General features: G+C 56.6%; 13 protein-coding genes. 5 read left to right on the top strand and 8 right to left on the bottom strand.

Annotated elements, in window-relative coordinates; translation table 11 throughout:
- Window positions 1-86 precede the first annotated feature (86 nt).
- Window positions 87-2,423, bottom strand: a complete 2,337-nt coding sequence (locus VEV40_RS14955) for a glycoside hydrolase family 2 TIM barrel-domain containing protein (protein WP_324833442.1) — start codon at window positions 2,421-2,423, stop codon at window positions 87-89.
- Between the two features lie 121 nt (window positions 2,424-2,544).
- The gene (locus VEV40_RS14960; protein ID WP_324833443.1) at window positions 2,545-2,778 is read right to left on the bottom strand and encodes a hypothetical protein; all 234 of its coding nucleotides are present in this window, start codon (window positions 2,776-2,778) and stop codon (window positions 2,545-2,547) included.
- A gap of 532 nt (window positions 2,779-3,310) precedes the next feature.
- Here VEV40_RS14960 and VEV40_RS14965 point away from each other — a divergent pair.
- A complete protein-coding gene (locus VEV40_RS14965; RefSeq protein ID WP_324833445.1) occupies window positions 3,311-3,985 on the top strand; it encodes an alpha/beta hydrolase in 675 nt (224 codons plus the stop codon).
- Between the two features lie 22 nt (window positions 3,986-4,007).
- Here VEV40_RS14965 and VEV40_RS14970 read toward each other — a convergent pair whose 3' ends face one another.
- The 4 genes from VEV40_RS14970 to VEV40_RS14985 form a co-directional block, all read right to left on the bottom strand.
- Window positions 4,008-4,349, bottom strand: a complete 342-nt coding sequence (locus VEV40_RS14970) for a hypothetical protein (RefSeq protein ID WP_324833447.1) — start codon at window positions 4,347-4,349, stop codon at window positions 4,008-4,010.
- Window positions 4,346-5,812 (bottom strand): ankyrin repeat domain-containing protein, encoded by a 1,467-nt coding sequence (locus tag VEV40_RS14975; RefSeq protein WP_324833448.1) that lies wholly within the window; start codon window positions 5,810-5,812, stop codon window positions 4,346-4,348. Before VEV40_RS14975 ends, VEV40_RS14970 begins: the two co-directional genes overlap by 4 nt.
- Before the next feature lie 156 nt (window positions 5,813-5,968).
- The gene (locus VEV40_RS14980) at window positions 5,969-6,958 is read right to left on the bottom strand and encodes a zinc-dependent alcohol dehydrogenase family protein (RefSeq protein WP_324833449.1); all 990 of its coding nucleotides are present in this window, start codon (window positions 6,956-6,958) and stop codon (window positions 5,969-5,971) included.
- 24 nt (window positions 6,959-6,982) lie between these two features.
- Complete coding sequence (locus tag VEV40_RS14985; protein ID WP_324833450.1) at window positions 6,983-9,295, bottom strand: alpha/beta fold hydrolase; 2,313 nt, start codon at window positions 9,293-9,295, stop codon at window positions 6,983-6,985.
- Window positions 9,296-9,522: 227 nt separating this feature from the next.
- Between VEV40_RS14985 and VEV40_RS14990 the strand changes: the two genes are divergently transcribed.
- The 3 genes from VEV40_RS14990 (at window position 9,523) to VEV40_RS15000 (ending at window position 17,604) form a co-directional block, all read left to right on the top strand.
- The gene (locus VEV40_RS14990) at window positions 9,523-11,274 is read left to right on the top strand and encodes a CRTAC1 family protein (RefSeq protein WP_324833452.1); all 1,752 of its coding nucleotides are present in this window, start codon (window positions 9,523-9,525) and stop codon (window positions 11,272-11,274) included.
- Window positions 11,275-11,924: 650 nt separating this feature from the next.
- Window positions 11,925-15,455: a TonB-dependent receptor gene (locus tag VEV40_RS14995; protein WP_324833454.1), complete on the top strand. Its 3,531-nt coding sequence runs from the start codon at window positions 11,925-11,927 to the stop codon at window positions 15,453-15,455.
- 835 nt (window positions 15,456-16,290) lie between these two features.
- Window positions 16,291-17,604: a tetratricopeptide repeat protein gene (locus VEV40_RS15000; protein WP_324833455.1), complete on the top strand. Its 1,314-nt coding sequence runs from the start codon at window positions 16,291-16,293 to the stop codon at window positions 17,602-17,604.
- Here VEV40_RS15000 and VEV40_RS15005 read toward each other — a convergent pair.
- The gene (locus tag VEV40_RS15005) at window positions 17,525-19,930 is read right to left on the bottom strand and encodes an ABC transporter permease (protein ID WP_324833457.1); all 2,406 of its coding nucleotides are present in this window, start codon (window positions 19,928-19,930) and stop codon (window positions 17,525-17,527) included. The genes VEV40_RS15000 and VEV40_RS15005 overlap by 80 nt on opposite strands.
- A gap of 166 nt (window positions 19,931-20,096) precedes the next feature.
- Here VEV40_RS15005 and VEV40_RS15010 point away from each other — a divergent pair, with 166 nt between their 5' ends.
- Window positions 20,097-20,606 carry a GNAT family N-acetyltransferase gene (locus VEV40_RS15010; protein WP_324833459.1) on the top strand — a complete coding sequence of 170 codons (510 nt, stop codon included), beginning with the start codon at window positions 20,097-20,099 and terminating at the stop codon, window positions 20,604-20,606.
- A gap of 1 nt (window position 20,607) precedes the next feature.
- Here the strand turns inward: VEV40_RS15010 and VEV40_RS15015 are convergent, their stop codons facing one another.
- Window positions 20,608-21,150, bottom strand: coding sequence for a superoxide dismutase family protein (locus VEV40_RS15015; protein ID WP_324833461.1), 543 nt, complete (start codon window positions 21,148-21,150; stop codon window positions 20,608-20,610).
- Window positions 21,151-21,269: the final 119 nt, after the last annotated feature.

The raw sequence follows: 21,269 nt of genomic DNA on the forward strand, positions 1-21,269 counted from the left end.
AACTGTCTTGTTCGGAAATTAAATTGCTGTCAGAACTGTGCCATGCACAGTTTATCTACGCTAAGGAGCATGAGCCACAAGTTCTGTTACACAGTCTCCACCGCGGCAAGGCGAATTGCGATCTCCACTGTCTGGCTGCCAAGCCGCGGATGCTTCGCCGTAAGTCGGACCGTTCCCGCTTCTTCTTTCGCACGCACCCACACTGCGCCTGTGCCGCCAATCAACCCAAACGGATTGTCACCAACCAAGTCGGCAGGCCCTTCCAGAGTGAGTGTGATCGGGTCATTCGCATAAGGACGAATCGCGCCATACTCGTCGGTTACGCGCAACACGACGCGCGTGGTGTCAGCTCCATCAGCGTGTAGCTCGTGATCGTCGGAAGCAATCGAAAACTTCTGATCGACACCGCGGCCAGAGAGCGTTTTCGAGGCCACCTGCTTGCCGTTCAAATATCCATCAATGCGCAAGTCGCCCCACTTCAGCCATGCGCCATGCTCCCCGAGCTTTGTCAGATCCAGACTGAACGGCGCATATTTCAGGTGCTGGAACTGCTCGCGATCGGGGTCAATCTCAGCAATCTGCTTCCAGTCGTTTCCGTACTTGATGAAAAACTTCAGGTGGTCGCAGTTGGAGCAGACCATTGCCACTGTAAAGCGCACAGACTCATCGCCCATGGCCCAATGGAAGGCGGGTTCAAGGACGACCTCCTCCTCGGGATCGCACTGTGACTTGTAGAATCCGGCTGCACATTTCGGCTCGCGAAAAATATCAAAGACGCCGTGATAGCAGATGCGGTCACCCGAACCAAAATCCCAGTGCGTGTTGTAATCGAACGCGCACCAGCCGATACCGCCCGCGTATTGCGGGTTAGAAGCTAGCTGGTCATGTATGCGCGCGTGGCGAATCGTATGCCCTCGCTGCCGCTCGTTCTCGTCAATGGTTTTTGTCGGGAAGGTGTGGCCCACGAATTCTGTATTCAGGTAACGCGGATGGTTCGGCGGCCTCAGCGGCCATCCGAAATCGTTCACGGTGAAGACATCTTCCAGAAACTCCGATTGCTGAAAATTCCGGATGCCGCCTGTCTGCCGCGTAGGGTCGAGCTTGTGCGCCATAGCATTGGTGCGCGTGTAGAAGTCGTGGTCGTCGCGCGACTCGTTGATGCGCACACCCCACAGAACAATCGAAGGATGGTTCCAGTCGCGCCGGATCATGCGGCTGACATTATCGACGGAAATGTCCTGCCAAGCCTTGTCGCCAATATGTTGCCAGCCCGGAATTTCTTCCAGCACCAACAGCCCATACTCATCGCACGCATCCAGAAAGTGGCGCGACTGCGGATAGTGCGACGTACGCACGATATTGCAGTGAAATTGCTTGCGCAGGATGTAGGCGTCGCGCCGTTGCACGCGACCCGGCATCGCCTGACCGACAAACGGAAACGTCTGGTGCCGGTCCAGCCCACGCAGCTTGATGACCTTGCCATTCAGCTCAAAGCCATGATCCGTGAACCACGCGTGGCGGAAGCCAATGCGCCGCGTATCTTCATCGACTAACTGCGAATCGCGTAGCAGGCGCACCTTAACCGAATAGAGTTTTGGATTCTTCAAATCCCAGAGCGTAATTCCACTCTGCTTGCCAAACGCAACCGTGTAGCTCGCTGGCCTAGCTGCAGCCTCTGAGGCCGGAACCTTCTGCGTCGCCTTCGCAACTACCTGATCACCATCGAGCAGAGTAGCTTCCAGTGTCAAAGCATCACGCGACATTTCAAGATGCTGCACAAAACACTGCACGTCTAGTGAAGGACTTCCACTCGGCACGTCCTTCGACTGCGCAAATATATTTGCGATAAATGTCGCAGGCACCACGCGCAGCGACACCTCGCGATAGATCCCGCCAAATGTCAGATAGTCGATCTGATATCCAAACGGTGGAATGTCCGGCCGCTCCGTCGAATCCACATCGACTGCAAGCACATTATCACCGTCGAAATTCAAATGCGGCGTTAGTTCGAACGTGAACGGCGTATAACCGCCTTTGTATTCGCCCAATCTCTGACCGTTGATCCACACTGTCGAGGCGGTCATTACGCCTTCAAAGTCTACAAAAACGCGCTTCCCCTTTGCCTCCGCCGGCAAGCGAAACTTCCTGCGATACAGCGAGACGAACTCATAATCCTTGTCGTCGAATCCATGCCACGGGAGCGGCGCATTCGTGTGCGGCACCACTACGTGATCAAACTTCGAATCGTCGAATCCGGGGTCGTGTCCCCCTTCCACAAATTTAGGGCTGTAGCGCCAACCGCGATTTATTGGGAGCACCATTCGGCCCTCCTCGCTCGCGCTCTCTTGGGCAAATACATTGCCGCCCACCGCTGCGCTCGCCAGCAGAGCACCACTCGTTTTCATAAAGTCCCGTCGATCCATATCCGCCCTTGAATGAAACCGTTCAATCTCTTGGCCACAAAAACAATAAATGATTGCAAGCACAACACGCAGCAAAAAGGCGGCGGAAGGCTGATTCTCCCTACGCCGCGAATTTGTCGCTCTAGCTAGAACTCGAGTCCGGCCGCAAATTGCGCCAGTCGTTTGTTGGTGAGCAGAACACTCGCCTGCTCAAGTTCGGAGCATTGTCCAGAGTCGCGTTGATCGAGTGGGAATCGAAGCGGACGCTGTTGGTTACGTTGAACATCTTCCAATGCAACTGCAATCGCGCGCGCTCGACAATTGCGATTAATTTGTTCAGTCCAGCGTCCCAGTCGTAATAACCATCGCCACGCATCGAATTGCGGGTGCCTGAGAAACCCGGCAGTGTGAAGTCGATGATCCGAAGACTGCAGCCGGATCGGCAAAGCGCTAAGTCAGATGTCCACGTTGAGCAGCGTGCGAAAGGAATCGGCTTTAACCTGCATTGCAAATCCCTGGATATCCCGATTCGTCGGGTAGTAGGCCATTGTTCATCGGGAATGGAAATCCACTCGTCCAATGAAGGATGCCGATCGTCTGCCATCCTCTAATGAGCATGTCAGTCCATCGATTGTCGCTGAAAGGTAGTGCCTGCCGCGTCCCACGGACACCTCCCAAATGTAATTGGCATTGATCTGGTGCCGTACGTCAAAATCCGAAGGCCCATAAGCTGGTCAGGCATCCAGCTGTTCATTACCTGCGCATAGTTTGTCGTTCAGGCGCTCGCCCTGACGTCGTATCCAGAGACGTGTGATACGATTTTTCGCACGCACGGAGATCCCTATGATTCCGTTCTCCCACCGCGGCTTTCTTAAAGGTTCACTTTCCGCGGGTACCCTGGCATGAGAATGATGAATCCGCTCATTGCTATCCTCATATCACTCTTCATCCCGTTCGCTGCTATGGCGCAGAAGGCGATTTCTTTCCTTACGGAAGACGGCGGTGTCATTTTTGCGGATATTTATGGAACAGGCGACAAAGCCGTAGTTCTTGCCCACGGCGGACAATTTAACAAGGAGAGCTGGGCAAAGCAGGCCCAGACCTTATCAACACATGGTTTCCAGGTGTTGGCGCTCGATTTCCGCGGCTATGGCAAATCGCACGGCCCGAGCGACTCCGATCCGGAGAGCGCTCCACTCTACCTCGATGTCCTGGGGGCAGTGCGCTATCTACGAGAAGCAGGTGCGAAAAGCGTCTCAGTCGTTGGCGGCAGCATGGGCGGCGCCGCTGCCGGTGATGCATGCATCGATTCCAAACCCGGCGAGATCGATCGCGTTGTAATGCTTGGCGCCGCACCCAATCAGCCAGCCGACAAGCTTAAATGTCCGGTCCTGTTTATTGTTGCCCGCGATGACACCGACGGAGATGCACCGCGCCTTCCCGGAATTCGCAAACAGTATGAGCACGCACCCCAGCCGAAAAAATTAATCATCCTGGATGGTTCCGCGCATGCTCAATGGCTGTTTCAGACAGATCAGGGCGAACGCGTGATGCGGGAGATTTTGCGATTTCTCTCGCAATAGGCACACCGCCCCAAGCAGTCCACTACGGCCCTGCCGCATTGCGAAAATACCACCTTGCGTCTGCACGAAAAAGAAGCCAGGCAATCCCCGCGAAAATCAGGGAGTGAACAGCAAGTTCATGAAACGCGCCGAAGGCACTCAGAATGACATGGAATGCCATCCATGCAAGCGCGAGCCAACGCGCCCAGTTCTTGCCGCGGAGTATGAACACTCCGGCGAGTATCGCCAAGCCTTCAGTAAGCTCAATCGAGACGCCATCGGGATGGCGCAGTTCGCGGAAGTGAAACACAAAGCCGATGCAGCCTACTGCCAGATAGAGGCAGCCGATGACCAGTACGGAAATAGGGCGTCGATTTGTATTCATGGCAGCATCTCCAGCACGGCATCGCTAGGCTCCAGTTCTACGGCATGTGGTGGCACAGTCGCCCCAGCCACCAGAAGCGCGCTAACCACCCTTACGTAATCTCCTGTGTCTCGATGCCAGCCATTTCCGGAGCCGTAGATTGTCCATGAAAGCGCGGTCCCGGCATAGTCGCGCGATTTCAATTCCAGATTCGGATGAAAGCGCAGAATCTCGCGCGCCATTCCGGCATTGCCATGGAACCCGGCCCAGTGCAGCGCCGTCGCGCCCGCATCTCCGGGCGTATTCACCGGCCAGCCCGCCTCCAGCATCAGGCGCACCGCCTTTGTGTTGTTGTTCTGCGCGGCATTGGGCAGCTTTCGCTTCTCGTCTTCAGACAGCGACCTGGCGGCATCCGGATTTTTAGCAAGAAATTTCTGAAACACCGCTTCATCGCCCAATTCGCACGCCAGCGCCAGTTTCAGTTCCTCCGGCGTGCGCTCCATCAGTAGTTGAAAGACATCTTCGTGTCCAAAATCCCGCGCCACTGTATGCGCAGTGCGGTGCCATCCCAACTGCCAGATATAGATCGTGCCACCTGCGCGCGGATTGCGTTTCGGAAACCATTCTTCCGACACGCTCATCCGGATGCAGGCTGGGTCGTTGTCCAGATGGCGTCGCACAAGGTCCGCATCGTCCAGCGCTGCCGCCATAAGGATGTCGGTCCTGCATCCCCGCGTGACAAGATAGCGGGCCACATCCTGGCGGTCGTGCGGATAGTGCCGCTTCTGCTCCACTCGCAACATGTACTGAGCCGGGGTCGATTCGTGGTCCACGTCGAGCGCGTTGATGTCAGCACCGTGGTCGAGCAGGAACTTCGCAATCTCGACGGTGGAGGCGAAGTGCAGCGGGGTCTGCCCGTCTCCACCCTTTGCGTGCACAATGGACGGGTCCGTCGTGACGAGCTCGGCCAGTTTTGTCATCATCCCCAACCGGGCCGCGGCGTGCGCATCTATGACCGCGCCGCGTTCGACGAGAAAATCCACCATTCCCGGATCGCAATCGTCGAGCACGCCAAATCCCCCCGCCCACCAGTCAGTTCGCTTGCGGATGTCGGCTCCTGCATTTAGCAGCACGTCTATGGTCGCGCGGTCGCCGCGCTGCACGGCGGCATACAGGGCCTGTTGGCCGAAGCCATAGTCAGCCAATGGTTCGTTGATCTTTGCACGCAATTCCGGATGGCTTTCGAGAAGCTGGCGGACGCGATGCGCGTCGCTGTCGCATACGGCGGCCTTCAACGCCTCTGCTGGGCTGAGTCCCTGCGTGATGACGTGCGATTTCAGCTCCGCCCAGGTAGCGAAGCCATACTCATTGGCCAACGCATGTTGCGCATCGGCGAGCTTGCCTTGCGGCATGGTGTGGAGCAGCGCCTTGGCTTGTTTTCTTAGATGTTCAAGGTTGGATTTTTGCGGCAGCGTACGAGACATAGTCTTCTCCTTTTATGGCCCGGTGTCCGCTGTCTCGGGCAAAGAGAAGTTATGTTCGGTGCTTGGAAATGCTTCAGGAGGGATGGTCCCTTTCCGCGGACGGGCTGCAACCTGATTTGCCGCCTCCACTATACCAGAACCAGAGCATCAACAGAGTCATGCGAGAAATTCCACGACTACCTTTCCCAAGGAGCCAACTTCAACCTGAGAATATGCATCAGCAATGTCTGCGGGTGAAAAACGTCTGTCGTTAAGAAGCGGCTTCAGCTGTCCCTCATCGGCCAGTGAGGCAGCCTGAGACAGGATTGCGCCGTGATGAGCTCGATTTTCACCTGTGTGCAGCGGGAGCAGGGTAAATACGCCTGAATAAGTCGCACCGCGAAACGAGAGCGGCGCAAGTGAGTGCGAGCCCCACCCGAGACAGCTTACGACATGGCCGGTGTACCGTTTTACGGCTGCGAATGACGCATCTAGGGTTGCGCCTCCTACTGTGTCATAAACTATGTCGAAACCTGTTCCCCCGGTGAACGCCGCCACATATTCTTCGACCGGAGAAGAACGATAGTTGATAGGCGTAGCGTGAAGGTCTTCCACAAACCTTTTCTTTACCGGTGAGACGGTAGCGAAGACCTTCGCCCCAAATGCGAGTGCAATCTGAATCGCAACATAGCCTACTCCACCCGCGCCTGCATGAATCAGCACGGTCTGGCCTTCACGCACCTTCGCCCGGTCCACCAGTCCTTCCCATGCGGTAATGATGCTCAGTGGAAGCGCAGCCGCCTGCCGCATTGATAGACTCTTCGGTTTGTGCGCCAGCAGGTCGGCATCGGCAATGATGTACTCCGCGAGCGTGCCTTGCAGGCCGCCCACGCCGCCCACCATGCCAAATACTTCATCTCCCGGCTTAAATGCCGTAACGCCGGAACTGACCTCTTCGACGACGCCTGCCATATCGAGACCAAGCACAGCAGGTAGCGGCTGCCGCGCGTGCGCTGCTTTTCCTGCACGTATCTTGGTGTCGAGAGGGTTAACTCCGCTTGCCCATATCCTGACCAGGACATCTTTTGCCTTAGGTACGGGTGAAGCTATGCCTGACTCTACAAAAGCCCCATTGGGTTCCTCAACCAGCCATGCTGTGCGCGCCATCCGGGTTCTTCCTCAGATGAATTTCTATTGTCTGGAAACCGGCCCTGTGGGTCCGTTAACCTTCGCAAGAAACTGTCTCATAGCGAGGGCAATATCATCGATATGCGTCTCCAATGCGAAGTGCCCTGTGTCGAGAAATTGCACCGTCGCATTGGGGTTATCGCGGCGAAATGCCTCTGCTCCAGCAGGTATGAAGTAAGGATCATTCCTTCCCCAGATCGCGAGCATCGGGGGCGTCCACTTTCTGAAGTACTGGTGAAAAGCTGGGTAGAGCTTCACGTTGTTCGCATAATCGAGAAACAGGTCCAACTGAATATCTGTGTTGCCTGGCCTGGCCATGAGCGCTGCGTCCAGCGTATATCCTTCCGGCGCCATGCCACTTGGATCGGAGATGCCCGACGCGTATTCCCTGCGCATGCCCTCACTGTTGAGTCCCTTGCGAATCGCCTCTCGGTTGTCAGGCGTCGGCTCGCTCCAGTAACGCCGAATCGGGGCCCATGCGTCCCCGAGTCCTTCTTCGTACGCATTTCCGTTTTGCGAAACGATGGCCGTTACACGCTCCGGATGAGCCATCGCCAGGCGGAAACCTGTCGGAGCACCGTAGTCGAAAACATACAGCACATACCGGGTGAGACCAAGCGTGTCGGTAAAAGCCTCAATCGTGCGCGCCAGCGCGTCGAAGGAGTATTCATAGCGGCGCTGCTCAGGAACCTCAGTAAAGCCAAAACCCGGCAGGTCGGGTGCGATGACCCGATAACGATCAGCAAGCCGTGGAATCAATTCTCTGTATTGAAAGGATGATGCCGGGAAACCGTGCAGCAAAAGCACCACAGGAGCATTTTCCGGGCCAGCTTCACGATAGAAAACATTTACGCCGTCAGCTTCGACACGATGAATTGAAGTCCCCGGCCAGTGCGTGGTCGTTATCTTGGGGTGCACTTCACCGGAGTTCGTCTGCTTAACGCTGGAGAAAAGAACATTCAGTCCTTCCGCCATCGTTGGGTGCGCCAGCACGGCATCACGCAGCGCGGCGTACGGAAGTCCGGCATGCATCGCCATCTGGACAACCGCCATCACCTCTCCAGCTTCTGCGCCAACCATCGTGAAGCCGAGAATGCGCCCATCATCAGGAGCGATGAGCGCCTTCATAAATCCCTGCATCTCGCTGATCGTGCGTGTACGCAAAACGGCGGCCATGGGAATTTTGGCTACTTGAACAGCAATGCCCTGGCGCTGCGCTTCGCGTTCGGTAAGGCCAATCTGCGCTACCTGCGGATCGGTAAATAAGCAAGAAGGCATCAGCCTGTTGCGGGTGGACCGATTGCCTCCGACGAGATTGTCTCGAATGATTCGAAAATCGTCCAATGAGGCGTGCGTAAACTGCGGACTGCCTGCACATTCGCCAATTGCCCATACATCAGGAGCAGTCGTCTCCAGACGGTCGTTCACTCGCACCCATCCCGCTTCGTCGAGTTGAATACCCGCCAGTTCCAGCCCGATTTTTGATGTATTTGGAGTGCGCCCGGTGGCGACAAGAACATCACTACCGGCAATCGTCCTCTCGCCTTGAGAGGTTCTCACGACGAGTTTGACTTCGCTTCCGGAGCGGCCGGTCACGCTGACGACTTCAGCTGAGGTTGCGACCTCGACTCCTTCTGCGGCAAATAGTCGCTGTACCTCTTCGGCTACATCGGGATCCTCATCGGCGAGAAGTTGTGGGCCGCGTTGAAGGATGGTCACTTTGCTGCCAAAACGGCGATACGCCTGGGCGAACTCTAACCCGACATAGCCGCCTCCGATGACAACCAGATGTTCGGGCAGACGGTCCAGCTCAAGCACTTCGATGTGCGTGAGGGGTTGACACTCCCGCAGCCCCGGAATGGCAGGAATGGAAGCATGTGTACCGAGGTTGAGGAAGATGCGATCGGCGACAATCATTCTTTGGCCGCCGTCGTTGAGGCTGACCGCAAGCGTCCTGGGACCGGTGAATTTTGCTTCACCCATCACGAGCTGCGCGCCAGTCGCCTTATATTTGTTCAGGTGTATCGCGATCAATCCCTCAACCATTTCGCGCTTCCGCCTGCGAACCGTCTCCATGTCAATCGAAACATGCCCAGTATTTGCGCCGAATTCCTTGGCATGGACGGTGAGATTGGCGACCTTCGCGCTCCAGATCTCATTCTTGGTGGGCAGGCAGTTTATATTCGGACACGAACCACCAATCCAACGCCTCTCAATAACCATCGTTGGTTCGCCTGATTGCGCGAGATGCCAGGCAAGATATTTCCCGCCTTCGCCGCTTCCAATAATGACGTTCTGACAGTGTTCGGACTTCATACACACCTTTCAACGCAAGAGTGTTTGTACCTTTTTCAAGAGACTGAATTGTAACCAATCACTGTTGCGTCCTGATGAGTGCAGCTATCAGACTGCGAAGCCCGGCTCGATCACGCTACAATGAATTTCGCCCACTCAAACAGCAGCAGGATTTTCAGGTGCCCATCGAGCTAAGCCCCATCGCAACTTTTTTCTCCGGAATACAAAGATCAAAGCAATCCCGCTTCATGAGCGCCGCGCGCAAGCTTCCGGCCTTTCTTCTCATCGCCCTCCAGGCATTCGCTCAGGCACACAGCCCCGCAGCACCTCCGCCTCCAGGCGTTAAATCGCGCGTCTGCAAAGACCGCGTCGTTCCACAGCTTGTTGATATCACCAAGAAATCCGGCATCAATTTCACACACCTCTCCGCGCCGGAAAAGAAGTACATCGTTGAATCCATGAGCGGCGGCGTCCTCATCATCGACTACGACCGCGACGGCTGGCCTGACATCTACTTCACCAACGCGCCCACTGTCGATATGGCCCTCAAAGGCGAGAAGGCCCGCGGCGCTCTTTATCACAACAACCACGACGGCACCTTCACCGACGTGACCGACAAAGCCGGCATCGCAACACCCTGCTTCGCCATGGGCGGGGCCGTCGGCGATTACAACAACGACGGCTGGCCTGACATCTATGTCACCTGCCTCGGTGGCAACGTCCTTTACAAGAACAATGGCAACGGCACCTTCACCGATGTAACCAAGCAGGCCGGTGTGGCCGACGGACGCTGGTCTACCGGCGCAGCCTTCGGCGACTATGACGGCGACGGATTTGTAGACCTCATGGTTACAAATTATGTCGACTTCAAGCTCACCGATCTGCCCGGTTTCGGCAGCAAACCCACATGCAAATATCGCGGCATCGACGTGCAGTGCGGTCCGCGTGGGCTCAAAGGCGCGGGCGACGCCCTATTCCACAACAATGGCAATGGCACTTTCACCGATGTCTCAAAGTCCGCAGGCGTCAGCGATCCCGACGGCTACTATGGCCTCGGAGTCACATGGTCAGACTTCAACAATACCGGACGCCCCGACATCTACGTCGCCGACGACTCGACGCCGAATTATCTCTACAAGAATGACGGCAACGGCAAGTTCACTGAGATCGGTCTTGAATCTGGCACCGCCGTCAGCAATGACGGCTCCGAGCAGGGCTCCATGGGCGTGGCCATCGGCGACTACAACCACACCGGACGCTTCTCCATCTACGTCACCAACTTCGCTGATGAAAACAGCGCGCTCTACGAGAACCTCGGTAACTACAACTTCCGCGAAGTCTCCTATGACGCCGGAGTCGGCCTGCCTTCGTTACCCTGGATCAAGTGGGGCGACGCGTTCATCGATCTCGACAACGACGGATGGGAAGACCTCATCGCCGTCAATGGACAGGTCTATCCCCAGGTGGATTCACTGCCCTCAGGCGCACGCTACCGTCAGCCCAAGAGCCTCTTCATGAACCAGCGCGATGGCACATTCTGTGACGCCAGTCAGCAGGCCGGGCCCGCTCTGATAGAACCACGCGTAAGCCGCGGCCTCGCCGTCGCCGATCTCTTCAATAACGGCAACATGGACGTGATCGTCTCCGACATCGACGGACCGCCCATGGTTCTCCGCAACGAAGGCATCCATGGAAACCACTGGGTCAGTTTCGAGTTGGCCGGAACCAAGAGCAACCGGCTCGCCATCGGCGCCCGCATCACCCTCACCGCCGAAGGAATGACGCAGACTGACGAAGTCCGCAGCGGTGGCAGCTATCTCTCGCAAAATGATCTGCGCCTGCACTTCGGTCTCGCAGGCGCGACCAAGATCGATTCAGCCGAGATCCGCTGGCCTTCCGGTACAGTTGAGAAACTCTCCAACCTGGCTGCCGATCATTTCTACTCTGTCCTCGAAGGCTCCGGAATTGTCAGCCCGGACAAGATTCGACCCATCAAATGAAACTATTTCATGGATGAAAATCCATGCCAGATATCCACCACCATCTAACGGAATCTTCTGTGTAGACAGGCATGCCATGAGGAAATGGCTGATGGGGTCGATCAGGCGCCTGTTTGATACTTTGCACTATTCATGGATACTTGTGGGGATGGGCATCGGTAGAAGGTTCAGCATAATTAAAATCAAACGTTTGAGTAGAACCAGTATCGTATTTTCCAAAACCCTTCAATGAGTAGAAAAGGTCAGTTTGGCTGCCTCAAGGGGCCTGACTGACACAACCGAGGCAAATTATTTTATAATCTTAAATATCCGGTTAAATAAAACGATTCCATATATTTAGGAGAGATCTAGCTGTTCTTTATAAGAGCATGACTGGACGGATGGATGTTGACTCACTTGACAATCCAATTCTTCAGCGCGCCTAATAGTTCTGCGCGGAAAATTCCACCGCCATAGGCAAGCTCAAACCGTTTACTAAAGGGTTTCTTCTGAGCAATATCAAATTTTATTCATGATTTTTAAGACTCGGCTTATATATAAACTAATAACAAAAGTCTGTCTGCACGTATAGACAGGCTTACAACTTCAATTGTATGCCTTCCCAAACCCGGGCTGGGCAACTTTTGCAGCAAATCAGGAGGCAAATTCAAATGAGACGCACACGAGTTTTTCTCGTGCTCTTTGCGCTTGTCGCGGCGCTTATGCCATGGCGACCCGCGCAGGCACAGAAGATCACTGGCGCCATTACCGGCACAGTCACCGATTCCACCGGCGCGGCAGTTCCCGGCGCAACCGTAATCATCACCAATACGGCAACCAATAAGGTCTACACCGTCACCACTGATGCGCAAGGCGGCTACACACTCGCCGAGCTCCCGGAATCCACCTACCTGGTCGAAGTGAAGGCCAACGGGTTCGAAGACTTTATCACCAAGGGCGCGGTCGTGCACGTCGCCACCACCACCGCCGTCAACGCCCAGCTTAAGCTCGGCAGCGTCAGCCAGTCTGTCACTGTTCAGGCCAACGCCATCCAGGTGCAGACAGATAGCGCAGCACTCGGCGCTGTCGTTGATAGCCAGCAGGTCAAGGAACTGCCGCTCAATGGCCGCAACTTCGTGGAATTGACCCAGTTGCAGCCCGGCGTCTCCGCCGCAAACAACTTCGTTAACACCGGCAAGGGCCTCACCGGCGGTGTGGACATGTCGATCAACGGCAATCCCACCACCAACAATCTCTTTCTGGTGGACGGCGTTGGCAACAACGACGTGGGCTCCAACCGCACCATTCTGATCTACCCCTCGAATGAAGCCATCGCCGAATTCAAGATGCTGCTCAACAGCTACGGCCCCGAGTATGGCCAGGCTTCCGGCGGCATCATCAGCATCGTCACCCGCAGCGGCAGCAACCAGTTCCACGGCAGCGCCTTCTATAATGGCCGCAACAACTCGCTCGACGCCTATACCTTTTTCTCCGCACCAAATGCAGGTCAGGGCTTGCCGCTCAACGGCAAAGACAAGGAGCGTCGTAATGACTGGGGCTACTCCATTGGTGGACCCATCATCAAGAACAAACTCTTCGGCTTCTGGAGCCAGGAGTGGAACCATGAAATCAAGGGCCGTCAGGTCAGCGCCTGCGTTCCCACCACCGCCGAGCGTGCCGGAGATTTCTCAACCCTGGGCTGCAACACTGCAAACTTCCCTGACTTCAGCCATGTACCCGCTTCCGATCTCGCCGGTCCGCACACGCTGAACTCAGTTGATCCTGCCACCGCAACCATGATGCAGATGCTCCCGCTGCCCACTACGCAGAACGGAGCGCTGAACTCCAATGGCCAGAACTGGTCTGCATCGCTGCCGACCGGTCTGTTCTGGCGCGAAGAAAATGCGCGCGCCGACTACGACTTGAACCAAAAGAATCACATCATGGGCCGCTATACGCAGGACACCTGGTCAAACCCGGCCTTCAACGCCGGCTACTGGGGCGACACCGTCTATCCGGCACTGAACAGCAACTGGGCGCAGCCGTCCAAGTCCATCACCGCTCACTGGACGACGACCCTGAACAGCTCTTTGGTCAACGACGCCGCCTTCAACTACTCCAACAACCGCATCGACATCACCGCGGGCGGCACAAACCCCGGACTACTCGCGCAGGTTTCGGCGGCCATTCCGACCCTCTATCCTGAATCGCTGAAGCACGCTTCGCAGGGCGTTCCGTCGGTCAACTTCGGAGCCTATGGCGGCACTACCTCGATGCAGGCTCCATGGCAGAACCAGCTCGACATCTACAGCTTCCGTGACGATGTCTCCTGGATCAAGGGCCAGCACCAGCTCAAATTCGGCGCATTCCTTGGCTACAATGGCAAGAATGAAGATGTGAACAGCGCCACCGGAGAGCGCCCCACAATTGGCTCAGTAGCCACAGCCAGCGGCGGCGTAGACACGAACGACAGCCTCGCCAACCTGGAGCTGACCGGCAACACCTTCAACATCGGCGAGACTTCAACCAACATCCGCGCTCAGCTCCGCTGGCGTGACTATGAGTTCTACGCAGGCGACACCTGGAAGATGACGCCACGCCTCACGCTCAGCTACGGCGCGCGTTACTCGCTCCTGCTCCAGCCCTTCCAACCCAACGACCAGATCACCAGCTTCCAGCCCTCGCTGTACGATCCCTCGAAGCCCGCTTCCGATGCCTGCAACGGCCTCTGGGTGGCTCCCGGTACAGATCCCTGCGGTGCTGCCAACAAGCAGTTCGGTACCAACTTCTCCAGCGGTACGCCTGGACCGAATCGCTCGCTCGTAAAGAATGGCTATCACAACATCGCTCCCCGCGTCGGCGTCATCTGGGATCCGACCGGCGAGAGCAAGACCGTCATCCGCGCCGGAGCGGGCCAGTTCTATCAGCGTGAGCGCGTCTCGCGTTACACACTGGTGGCCAATGCACCGTTCGCCCTCACCACCAGCAACTATCCGCGCACCCTGCACGGCGGCACGCCTTCCAGCCTGTCGGGAACAGCGCAGCCCTCCGGCGGCGAAGACCCGAGCGCGATCCTTCCTAACTCCTGGCAATGGAACTTCACCGTGGAGCAGGCCATCGGCGCCAACACCACATTCCAGCTTGGATACGTGGGCAACCGCGGCATTCACCTGACCGACGTGTATGACGTCAACGGCATCGCACCGCAGAACTGGCTGGCAGCAACCTTCGCCAACAGCGGCGGCGCTACCAACAATCTGCGTCCCTACCCGGCGGGCGGCAACAACGGAACGCTTGTCTACTGGGCGCACAACGGCGCCTCCAACTACAACGGTCTCCAGATGAGTGTGAAGAGCCGCATCGGCAACAACCTCAACTGGGGCGCCGCCTACACCTGGTCGCACACTCTGGCTGACGTTCTTATCGACGACTCCTCGGGCGGCATGGGCCAGAACGCTCGCACCTACTACCCGGATTCGCGTCTCGACTATGGCACTTCAGACGTAAGCCGTCCGAACATGTTCGTCGCCAACGCGACCTACTACCTGCCCAAACTGCAAGGCGCGAACCTGCTGGAGCGCAGCACGCTTGGTGGATGGGAAACCAGTGCCATCATCGCTGCGCAGAACGGCAACAACTTCACCATCTACCAGGGTGCGCATGAAGCCAATCTGGTGGCCGGTGCAACCAGCCAGCTCAACCAGAACGGCGCGCTGGCTGAGACCGGCTTCACCTCGCCGCAGCGTCCGCTCCTTACCGGGCAGAGCTGCAACTCAGGCAGGAACTCAAACCAGGTCGCTAACGGCGGGGCCTTCACGCTGGTCGGCTATGCTCTCGGCACTCTGCCCAGTAACGTCGAGCCGCGCGGCTTCTGCGGCGGACCCAACTTCAACAACACCGACTTCTCGGTTCGTAAGAACTGGGCCGTTCGCGAGAAGATGACCATCCAGTTCAACCTGGACTTCTTCAACCTCTTCAACCACCCCAACTTCGCCCCGGCATCGCAGAGCCCGATCGCGTCAGTGAACTGCGGCGCAGCGGCTGGGACCGACCCGAACACGGGCCACTCGCTCTATAACCCCTGCAGCGCGACAAACAACATTGTCTCCGCGCAGGATCTGACACCTGGATTCGGCACGTCCACCAGCCTGCTCGGCACTCCAGCGCGCCAGCTCCAGTACGGTCTGCACTTCAACTTCTAACCATCGCTCTTGCTGGGAGAGCGTCTCACTGCGGCAGGTTCCTTTTGGGACCTGCCGTTTTCCTTTTTCATACAATGTCTTCCTGAGCGGAGCGAAGGATCTGTTTTTGGGGTTAGCAGTAGCACGAAAACGAGTGCCCCATCTTAGGCGATGTTGTTCGCGTCTAAATGACTGCCCTGAGCTTGCCGAGGGCTGAAAAAGCAAGCAACAACAAGCCGCCATCCTGGCAGCATCCTAGTCTCCGTACGTCGAAATTAGACTCGAGGAGAATCCCCAAATGTCAGATGCCAAAAAATGTGCTCATCCAGCCTGTACCTGCATGACCACGGAGAAATATTGCAGTGCATATTGCGAGGGTCACAAGGACACAGCAGACATAGCTTGCGAATGCGGCCATCCTGGCTGTAAAGCCCAAATCACCTAGACAACAAGCTGCAAGACACGAGAGTCAGAAATCCAGGTCTCGGGCAGACCTGGGTTTCCGACTGAACCATCCCAGGTCTGCGACCCTAAAGCGGGAGCGTCTCGCACAGTCGAAGATCCGCATGATAAGAGAAGAGTCTTGAGAGCAAGACCCGACCCAAGTAGAAGCACTGGCCTTAGCCCCTGGCTTATTATTGTCAAGCCCCCAAACCTCAATTTGTCTTATAACTCACTCATTCTAAAGGCAAAAAACTTTGGCCAACTTGAGCTGTTTTCTGGTTGAAATCGCTAGAATATAAATAGGATGATTTCTGGCGACTGCCGTTTTTAGCGTATAAAGAACCTATTGATTCCAGATACTTTACCGGTAACCGGCGCAGCATGAATACTTTACCGTGATTTTCTCCATTCGATGAGCGTTTTCAAAGACTTAGGCACATGGGGGGTGGCTGGGATTCTCCTCTGCTTCACCCTTTCAGCCCAGACGCCGGATGCGGCAACACAGCAGCTCCAGCAGCTCATCGATTCAGAACAATCAGCCCGGCAATCCGGCGACCCGGGCCAGGTCATCGCCGCAGCTGAAAAACTCACCGAGGCCGCAGGCCAGCAGATGACGGCCACAACGGAGGCCCTTAAGCAGCCGCACCTGGCTCCAGCCCAGAGCCAGCAACTCAATCACCGGGAACAGCAGCTCCGCGAAGTCCTGAGCAACGGATTCAACGACTGGGGCACAGCCGAGGCCCGTCAGAAGGAGTATCAACAGGCGCTTACCCACTTCCAGCAGGCTGAAAAATGGGACGCGGCTACTCCCGGCGTTATGCGCAATCTCGGCACCGCCGCATTTCTCCTGCAGGATTATCCGGAAAGCGTGCGCGCCCTGACAGCCGTCGTGACTCATGACGCGAACGATCAGCGCTCACGCCTGATGCTGGCTATGTCCTTCTTCAGCATGGAAAAGTTCGCTGACGCGGCAAAGAATTTCTCCATCATCCCGGACACAGCCATGCACGACACGCGCTCCGCTTACGCCTGGTCCTTTTCGCTCGCCCGCACGGGCCAGGACATGCAGGCGAACTCAATCATCGACAACCTCGCCGCGCGCGACCTCACGCCCGACGTGCGCATGTTGGTCTGCCAACTCTACAACACGACAGAGAACTACGAGCACGCCGTCCCTTGCTTCAAAAAGCTGGCCGAAGAGAACCCGACGATGCCCCGCGCCAACTTCGAGGCCGGAGCCGCGCTGGTCCACTTCGATCGCCCTGCCGACGCCATCCCCGAGCTGCGCGCCGAGCTCAAGCTGAATCCGCAGGATGTGGACGCGCAATACTACCTGGCCTTCGCCTTGCTGGAGACTTCACAGAAGGATGAAGCCCTGTCGCTGCTGCGGACGGTCATTGCGGAAAAACCTGATCACGCGCAGGCCCAGTATCAAATGGGAAAAGTGCTCCTCGAAGACGGCAAGGTAGATGAAGCCATCCCGCATCTCGAAACCGCAGCGAAGCTCGACCCCTCATCCGACTACATCCATTACCAGTTGCAGGCCGCCTACCGCCGCGCCGGCCGGACCGCAGACGCCAACCGCGAGCTCGAAATCTACAAGCAGATCAAGGCCAGCCATCGCAACACCGGCGCGCCCCACGAATCTACTCGGCCCGCAGCGCCGCCATCGGATCAACCTGTGCCGCCCGCCACGCAGGAGCCAGCGCCGCGACCGCAGCCGTAGTCAACAGCAGTGCTGTAGCAACCGCCAGACTCAAAGGATCGATCGCCCGAACACCAACCAACATGCTGGTCATCAGCCGCGTCAGGGCAAAGCTCAAAACCAGGCCAAGCCCGATACCCCAGCAGGCCAGCTTCGCCGCATGAACGATGACCATCCGCAGAATCGCCTTCTTCTCGGCGCCGAAAGCCATGCGTACGCCGATTTCGAAGGTGCGTTGCGCGACGGAATACGCCATCGTTCCGTAAACACCAAGCATGGCCAGCAGCAGGGCAACTCCGGCAAACGAAGCGATCAGCACTGAGCGGAAGCGCTCTGCGGCAATCGATTCGCCGACCATCGCATCCATCGTGGTGAAGTGCATCGCAATCTGCGGATTGATCTGCTGTATTTTTGCCTGGACAGTGTTCATCAGCGCAAGCGGCGGAACTTTTGTCCGCAGAACGATATTGATGTCCGGCGCGCGTGAGGGATGTTGTGCCATGGGCATGTAAATATTCGGGCCTGGCTGCGAGGCGGGCGAGTCTTGCCGTACATCTCCTGCTACGCCAATAATCGTGATCCACTTGCTCATACTTTCAAGGTCAAGGCCAAGCTGAATCTGCTTGCCAATCGGATCGGCATTACCAAAGCTCTGCTTCGCCACAGACTCGCTGATGATTGCAACTAACTGTCCATCGAATTTGTCCCCCACGCTGAAGTCACGCCCGCGCAGCAGAGGAATCTTCATCGTCGTGAAATATCCAGGCGTGACAACACTGAAATCAGACCAGGGCATGTGGTAGTTATCTGTTGGAACACCCTTCACACTGTATCCGCCATTTGATCCAATAGCGAATTCCGGAAGCCCAAAGATACCGGCTGCACTCTCTACACCGGGCAAGACCTTCAACTGCGCAAAGATGTCCTCATATTTTCGTGCCACCTCCTGTCCTGATTTCAGGTCAAACCCCGGCGCTTCGGCGTTGACCACCAGCAGATTTCCTGGCTGATAGCCGAGATCGCGATCCATCAGCGTCATCATTGTTCTCAGTAGTAGGGCCGCGCCCACTGCCAGGAGAAACGTTGCGGCAACCTCAGCCACCACAAGGCTGTTGCGCAGAACAGGAGCGCTCTTTGCTGTAATGCCGCGCGAACTATCTACCTTCAGCGCCTCTGCGGGATCAGTCTTTGACGCTTTTCGTGCGGGGAAGAGAGAAGACAGGACAGTTGTCAGCAAAGAAAGCGCCAGCGTAAACGCCAACACCCATCCATTTAGATGAATTTCCGCCGCGCGCGGCAGATCGGCAGGCGCCATCGCCAGCAACACGCGAAGGACTGGAACCGCCAGCAGGATTCCCAACACGCCGCCAGTCAGCGAAATCAACAAACTTTCTGCAAGAACAAGCTGCCGCAGCTTCGAGCGCGAAGAGCCCAGAGCCGTGCGCACTGCCAGTTCACGCTGCCGGTCAATGGAGCGCGCCAGCATCAGATGTGTGACATTGACACAGGCAATCAGAAGAATCATTGCGACTGCCGCCAGCAAAAGCAGCAGCATGGGACGTACCGCGCCAGTCAATTCGTCCTGGAGCGGTACCACCGTCACCTGCTTGTTCTTGTTGGACCCCGGATAGGCCGCAGTCAGATGCTGTGACAGCGTCGCCAATTCCGACCTTGCGGCATCTACAGAAACGCCGGCCCGCAGCTTGGCCACAGCTTTGTAATTGTAGGAAGTGCGATCTTCGGCCTCCGGATGAAATGGATAGGTCACCCATACCTGCGTCTTGTCAGGAAAATCAAAGGACGATGGCAGAACCCCGGTAATCTGCAGGGGCTCATTTTCGAAGTTTACGGTCTGTCCTAGTGCCACTTCTGCGCTGCCGAACTGGTCGCGCGCAAACCGTTCGCTCACCAGAGCCGCGCGGCCAATCTCCTGTTCGGTAAATGTGCGGCCGGCGATGGGTACAAGGCCAAAAACACGAGCAAAGCTTGCATCGATGATCGTTACCGGGGTGAATACAGCATGATCATGTAACTGCACACCCTGCAAGCCTTCGTTGTACAGGCTTACCGCTTCCAGACTGTGCGCCTGCGAGCGCACATCCACGGCATCCGGTCCGGTCACGCGAGGGTGTATGCGTCCTTTGTCTGTAAAGTGCGTGTCGAGCGCCATAATCCGGCTGGCATCGGTGTATGGCAAAGGAGCCAGAAGGACCGACTGGACCACGGTGAAGATGGCCGTATTTGCTCCAATACCCAATGCCAGCGTCAGAATTGCCGTCAGCGTAAATGCGGGATGCTTCCGTAATTGACGCGCCGCATAGCGCAGATCTTGCAGCAGGGTCTCCATCGGTCCGAACCTCCGATATATTTTGCAGCAATTCTTCGTCCAGTGCGGGCGCCTGAAAACTTTACTGACGGCTTTTATTTACAGCGTCTTACATAAAATACTCGGCTTTTTGCCGCCCTCCATCGTCCGGAAACGAACTCGGCTGTCCACTGCCGGACAAGGAAACATGCCGCCATTTTCCATCTGCGATACTGAAAACATGGAACTTCGCTTCGCCGATTCAGCCGATCTGCCTGCAATTGCGCAGATTATCAACCAGGCATTTTCCGTCGAGCTTTTCTTCAAAGCAGGCGACCGCATCACGCTCGACGAAGTCCAGCGCCTCTCTAAAAAGGGCCGCTTTATGGTGCTCGAAGAAAACGGCGAAATCCAAGGCAGCGTCTACGTCGAACTGCGCGGAGAGCGCGCATATCTTGGTCTGTTATCAACGAATCCCGCGCGCCAGCGCTCCGGTATCGGCTCACGCCTGACTACGGCGGCCGAGGAATTTGCCCGCGAATCAGGCTGTCGCTTCATGGACCTCCGCGTCGTAAACCTGCGCGAAGAGCTTCCTGTTATCTACGGGAAATTCGGCTATGAGATCACGGGGACAGAAGACGTTGCGCTTGAGGCCGGACAGCGCTTCACCCGGCCCGCGCACTTCATCACCATGTCAAAAGAACTGGGCCACCGCTGAGTTACATCGAAGGCGGAGTAATCACTCCACAGGCAATGCGGGCGCCTGCGTTCCCGGCCGGATCGCTCATCATGTCATCGGCTTTCTCATGCACGACAATCGAAGTTCCACCGTTGGCAAAGACCGAATTTGGCGCACTCGGATCGAGCGTGATATCCGGCGCAAAGAAGCTCTTCTTTACCGTGCCATCCGCGCCAGCGATAAGGTTCAGCGGCAGGTCGCCATTGTGATGCCCGTCTGGGTTCTTGATGCCATGCTTCTTACCCGCCGGATTGAAGTGTCCGCCAGCAGACTTGAAGTCAGGTGGGTCACACTTGGCGTTCTGGTGGATATGAATGGCGTGCTCGCCCGGCGGCAGATTCTGAAGCGCGATCCTGATCTCTACCGCAGATTTCTTCTGCGACAACACCGCCGTGCCCGCATCTTTGCCGTCCGCAGTCTTCAGATCGACCTTCACCTGTTTGGGGGCCTTCTGCGCCAGCATCGGCATAGCGCTCAGGCTTGCAGCAGCGGCCAGCAACACAACCTTCGGTAAATAGCTCATCAATACTCCTTGTCAGCGGACAAAATGCACTTCGCTGCCCGCAAGCAAGAATATCCTATCCTCCTTACCTGGCCTGAGTTCACAACTTTTTGCAATTTGTTGCTTGTTTGTGACAAATC

This window comes from Alloacidobacterium sp., from assembly GCF_035631355.1.
Classification (GTDB): domain Bacteria; phylum Acidobacteriota; class Terriglobia; order Terriglobales; family Acidobacteriaceae; genus Alloacidobacterium.

Bases quoted from the DNA above. Each gene is read 5' to 3' on its own strand.
- VEV40_RS15010 (WP_324833459.1), top strand. From the start codon at position 20,097: ATGCCGCCATTTTCCATCTGCGATACTGAAAACATGGAACTTCGCTTC.
- VEV40_RS14960 (WP_324833443.1), bottom strand. From the start codon at position 2,778: ATGCGTGGCGATGGTTATTACGACTGGGACGCTGGACTGAACAAATTA.
- VEV40_RS14980 (WP_324833449.1), bottom strand. From the start codon at position 6,958: ATGGCGCGCACAGCATGGCTGGTTGAGGAACCCAATGGGGCTTTTGTA.
- VEV40_RS14985 (WP_324833450.1), bottom strand. From the start codon at position 9,295: ATGAAGTCCGAACACTGTCAGAACGTCATTATTGGAAGCGGCGAAGGC.
- VEV40_RS14975 (WP_324833448.1), bottom strand. From the start codon at position 5,812: ATGTCTCGTACGCTGCCGCAAAAATCCAACCTTGAACATCTAAGAAAA.
- VEV40_RS14965 (WP_324833445.1), top strand. From the start codon at position 3,311: ATGATGAATCCGCTCATTGCTATCCTCATATCACTCTTCATCCCGTTC.
- VEV40_RS14995 (WP_324833454.1), top strand. From the start codon at position 11,925: ATGAGACGCACACGAGTTTTTCTCGTGCTCTTTGCGCTTGTCGCGGCG.
- VEV40_RS15000 (WP_324833455.1), top strand. From the start codon at position 16,291: ATGAGCGTTTTCAAAGACTTAGGCACATGGGGGGTGGCTGGGATTCTC.
- VEV40_RS15015 (WP_324833461.1), bottom strand. From the start codon at position 21,150: ATGAGCTATTTACCGAAGGTTGTGTTGCTGGCCGCTGCTGCAAGCCTG.
- VEV40_RS14990 (WP_324833452.1), top strand. From the start codon at position 9,523: ATGAGCGCCGCGCGCAAGCTTCCGGCCTTTCTTCTCATCGCCCTCCAG.
- VEV40_RS15005 (WP_324833457.1), bottom strand. From the start codon at position 19,930: ATGGAGACCCTGCTGCAAGATCTGCGCTATGCGGCGCGTCAATTACGG.
- VEV40_RS14955 (WP_324833442.1), bottom strand. From the start codon at position 2,423: ATGGATCGACGGGACTTTATGAAAACGAGTGGTGCTCTGCTGGCGAGC.
- VEV40_RS14970 (WP_324833447.1), bottom strand. From the start codon at position 4,349: ATGAATACAAATCGACGCCCTATTTCCGTACTGGTCATCGGCTGCCTC.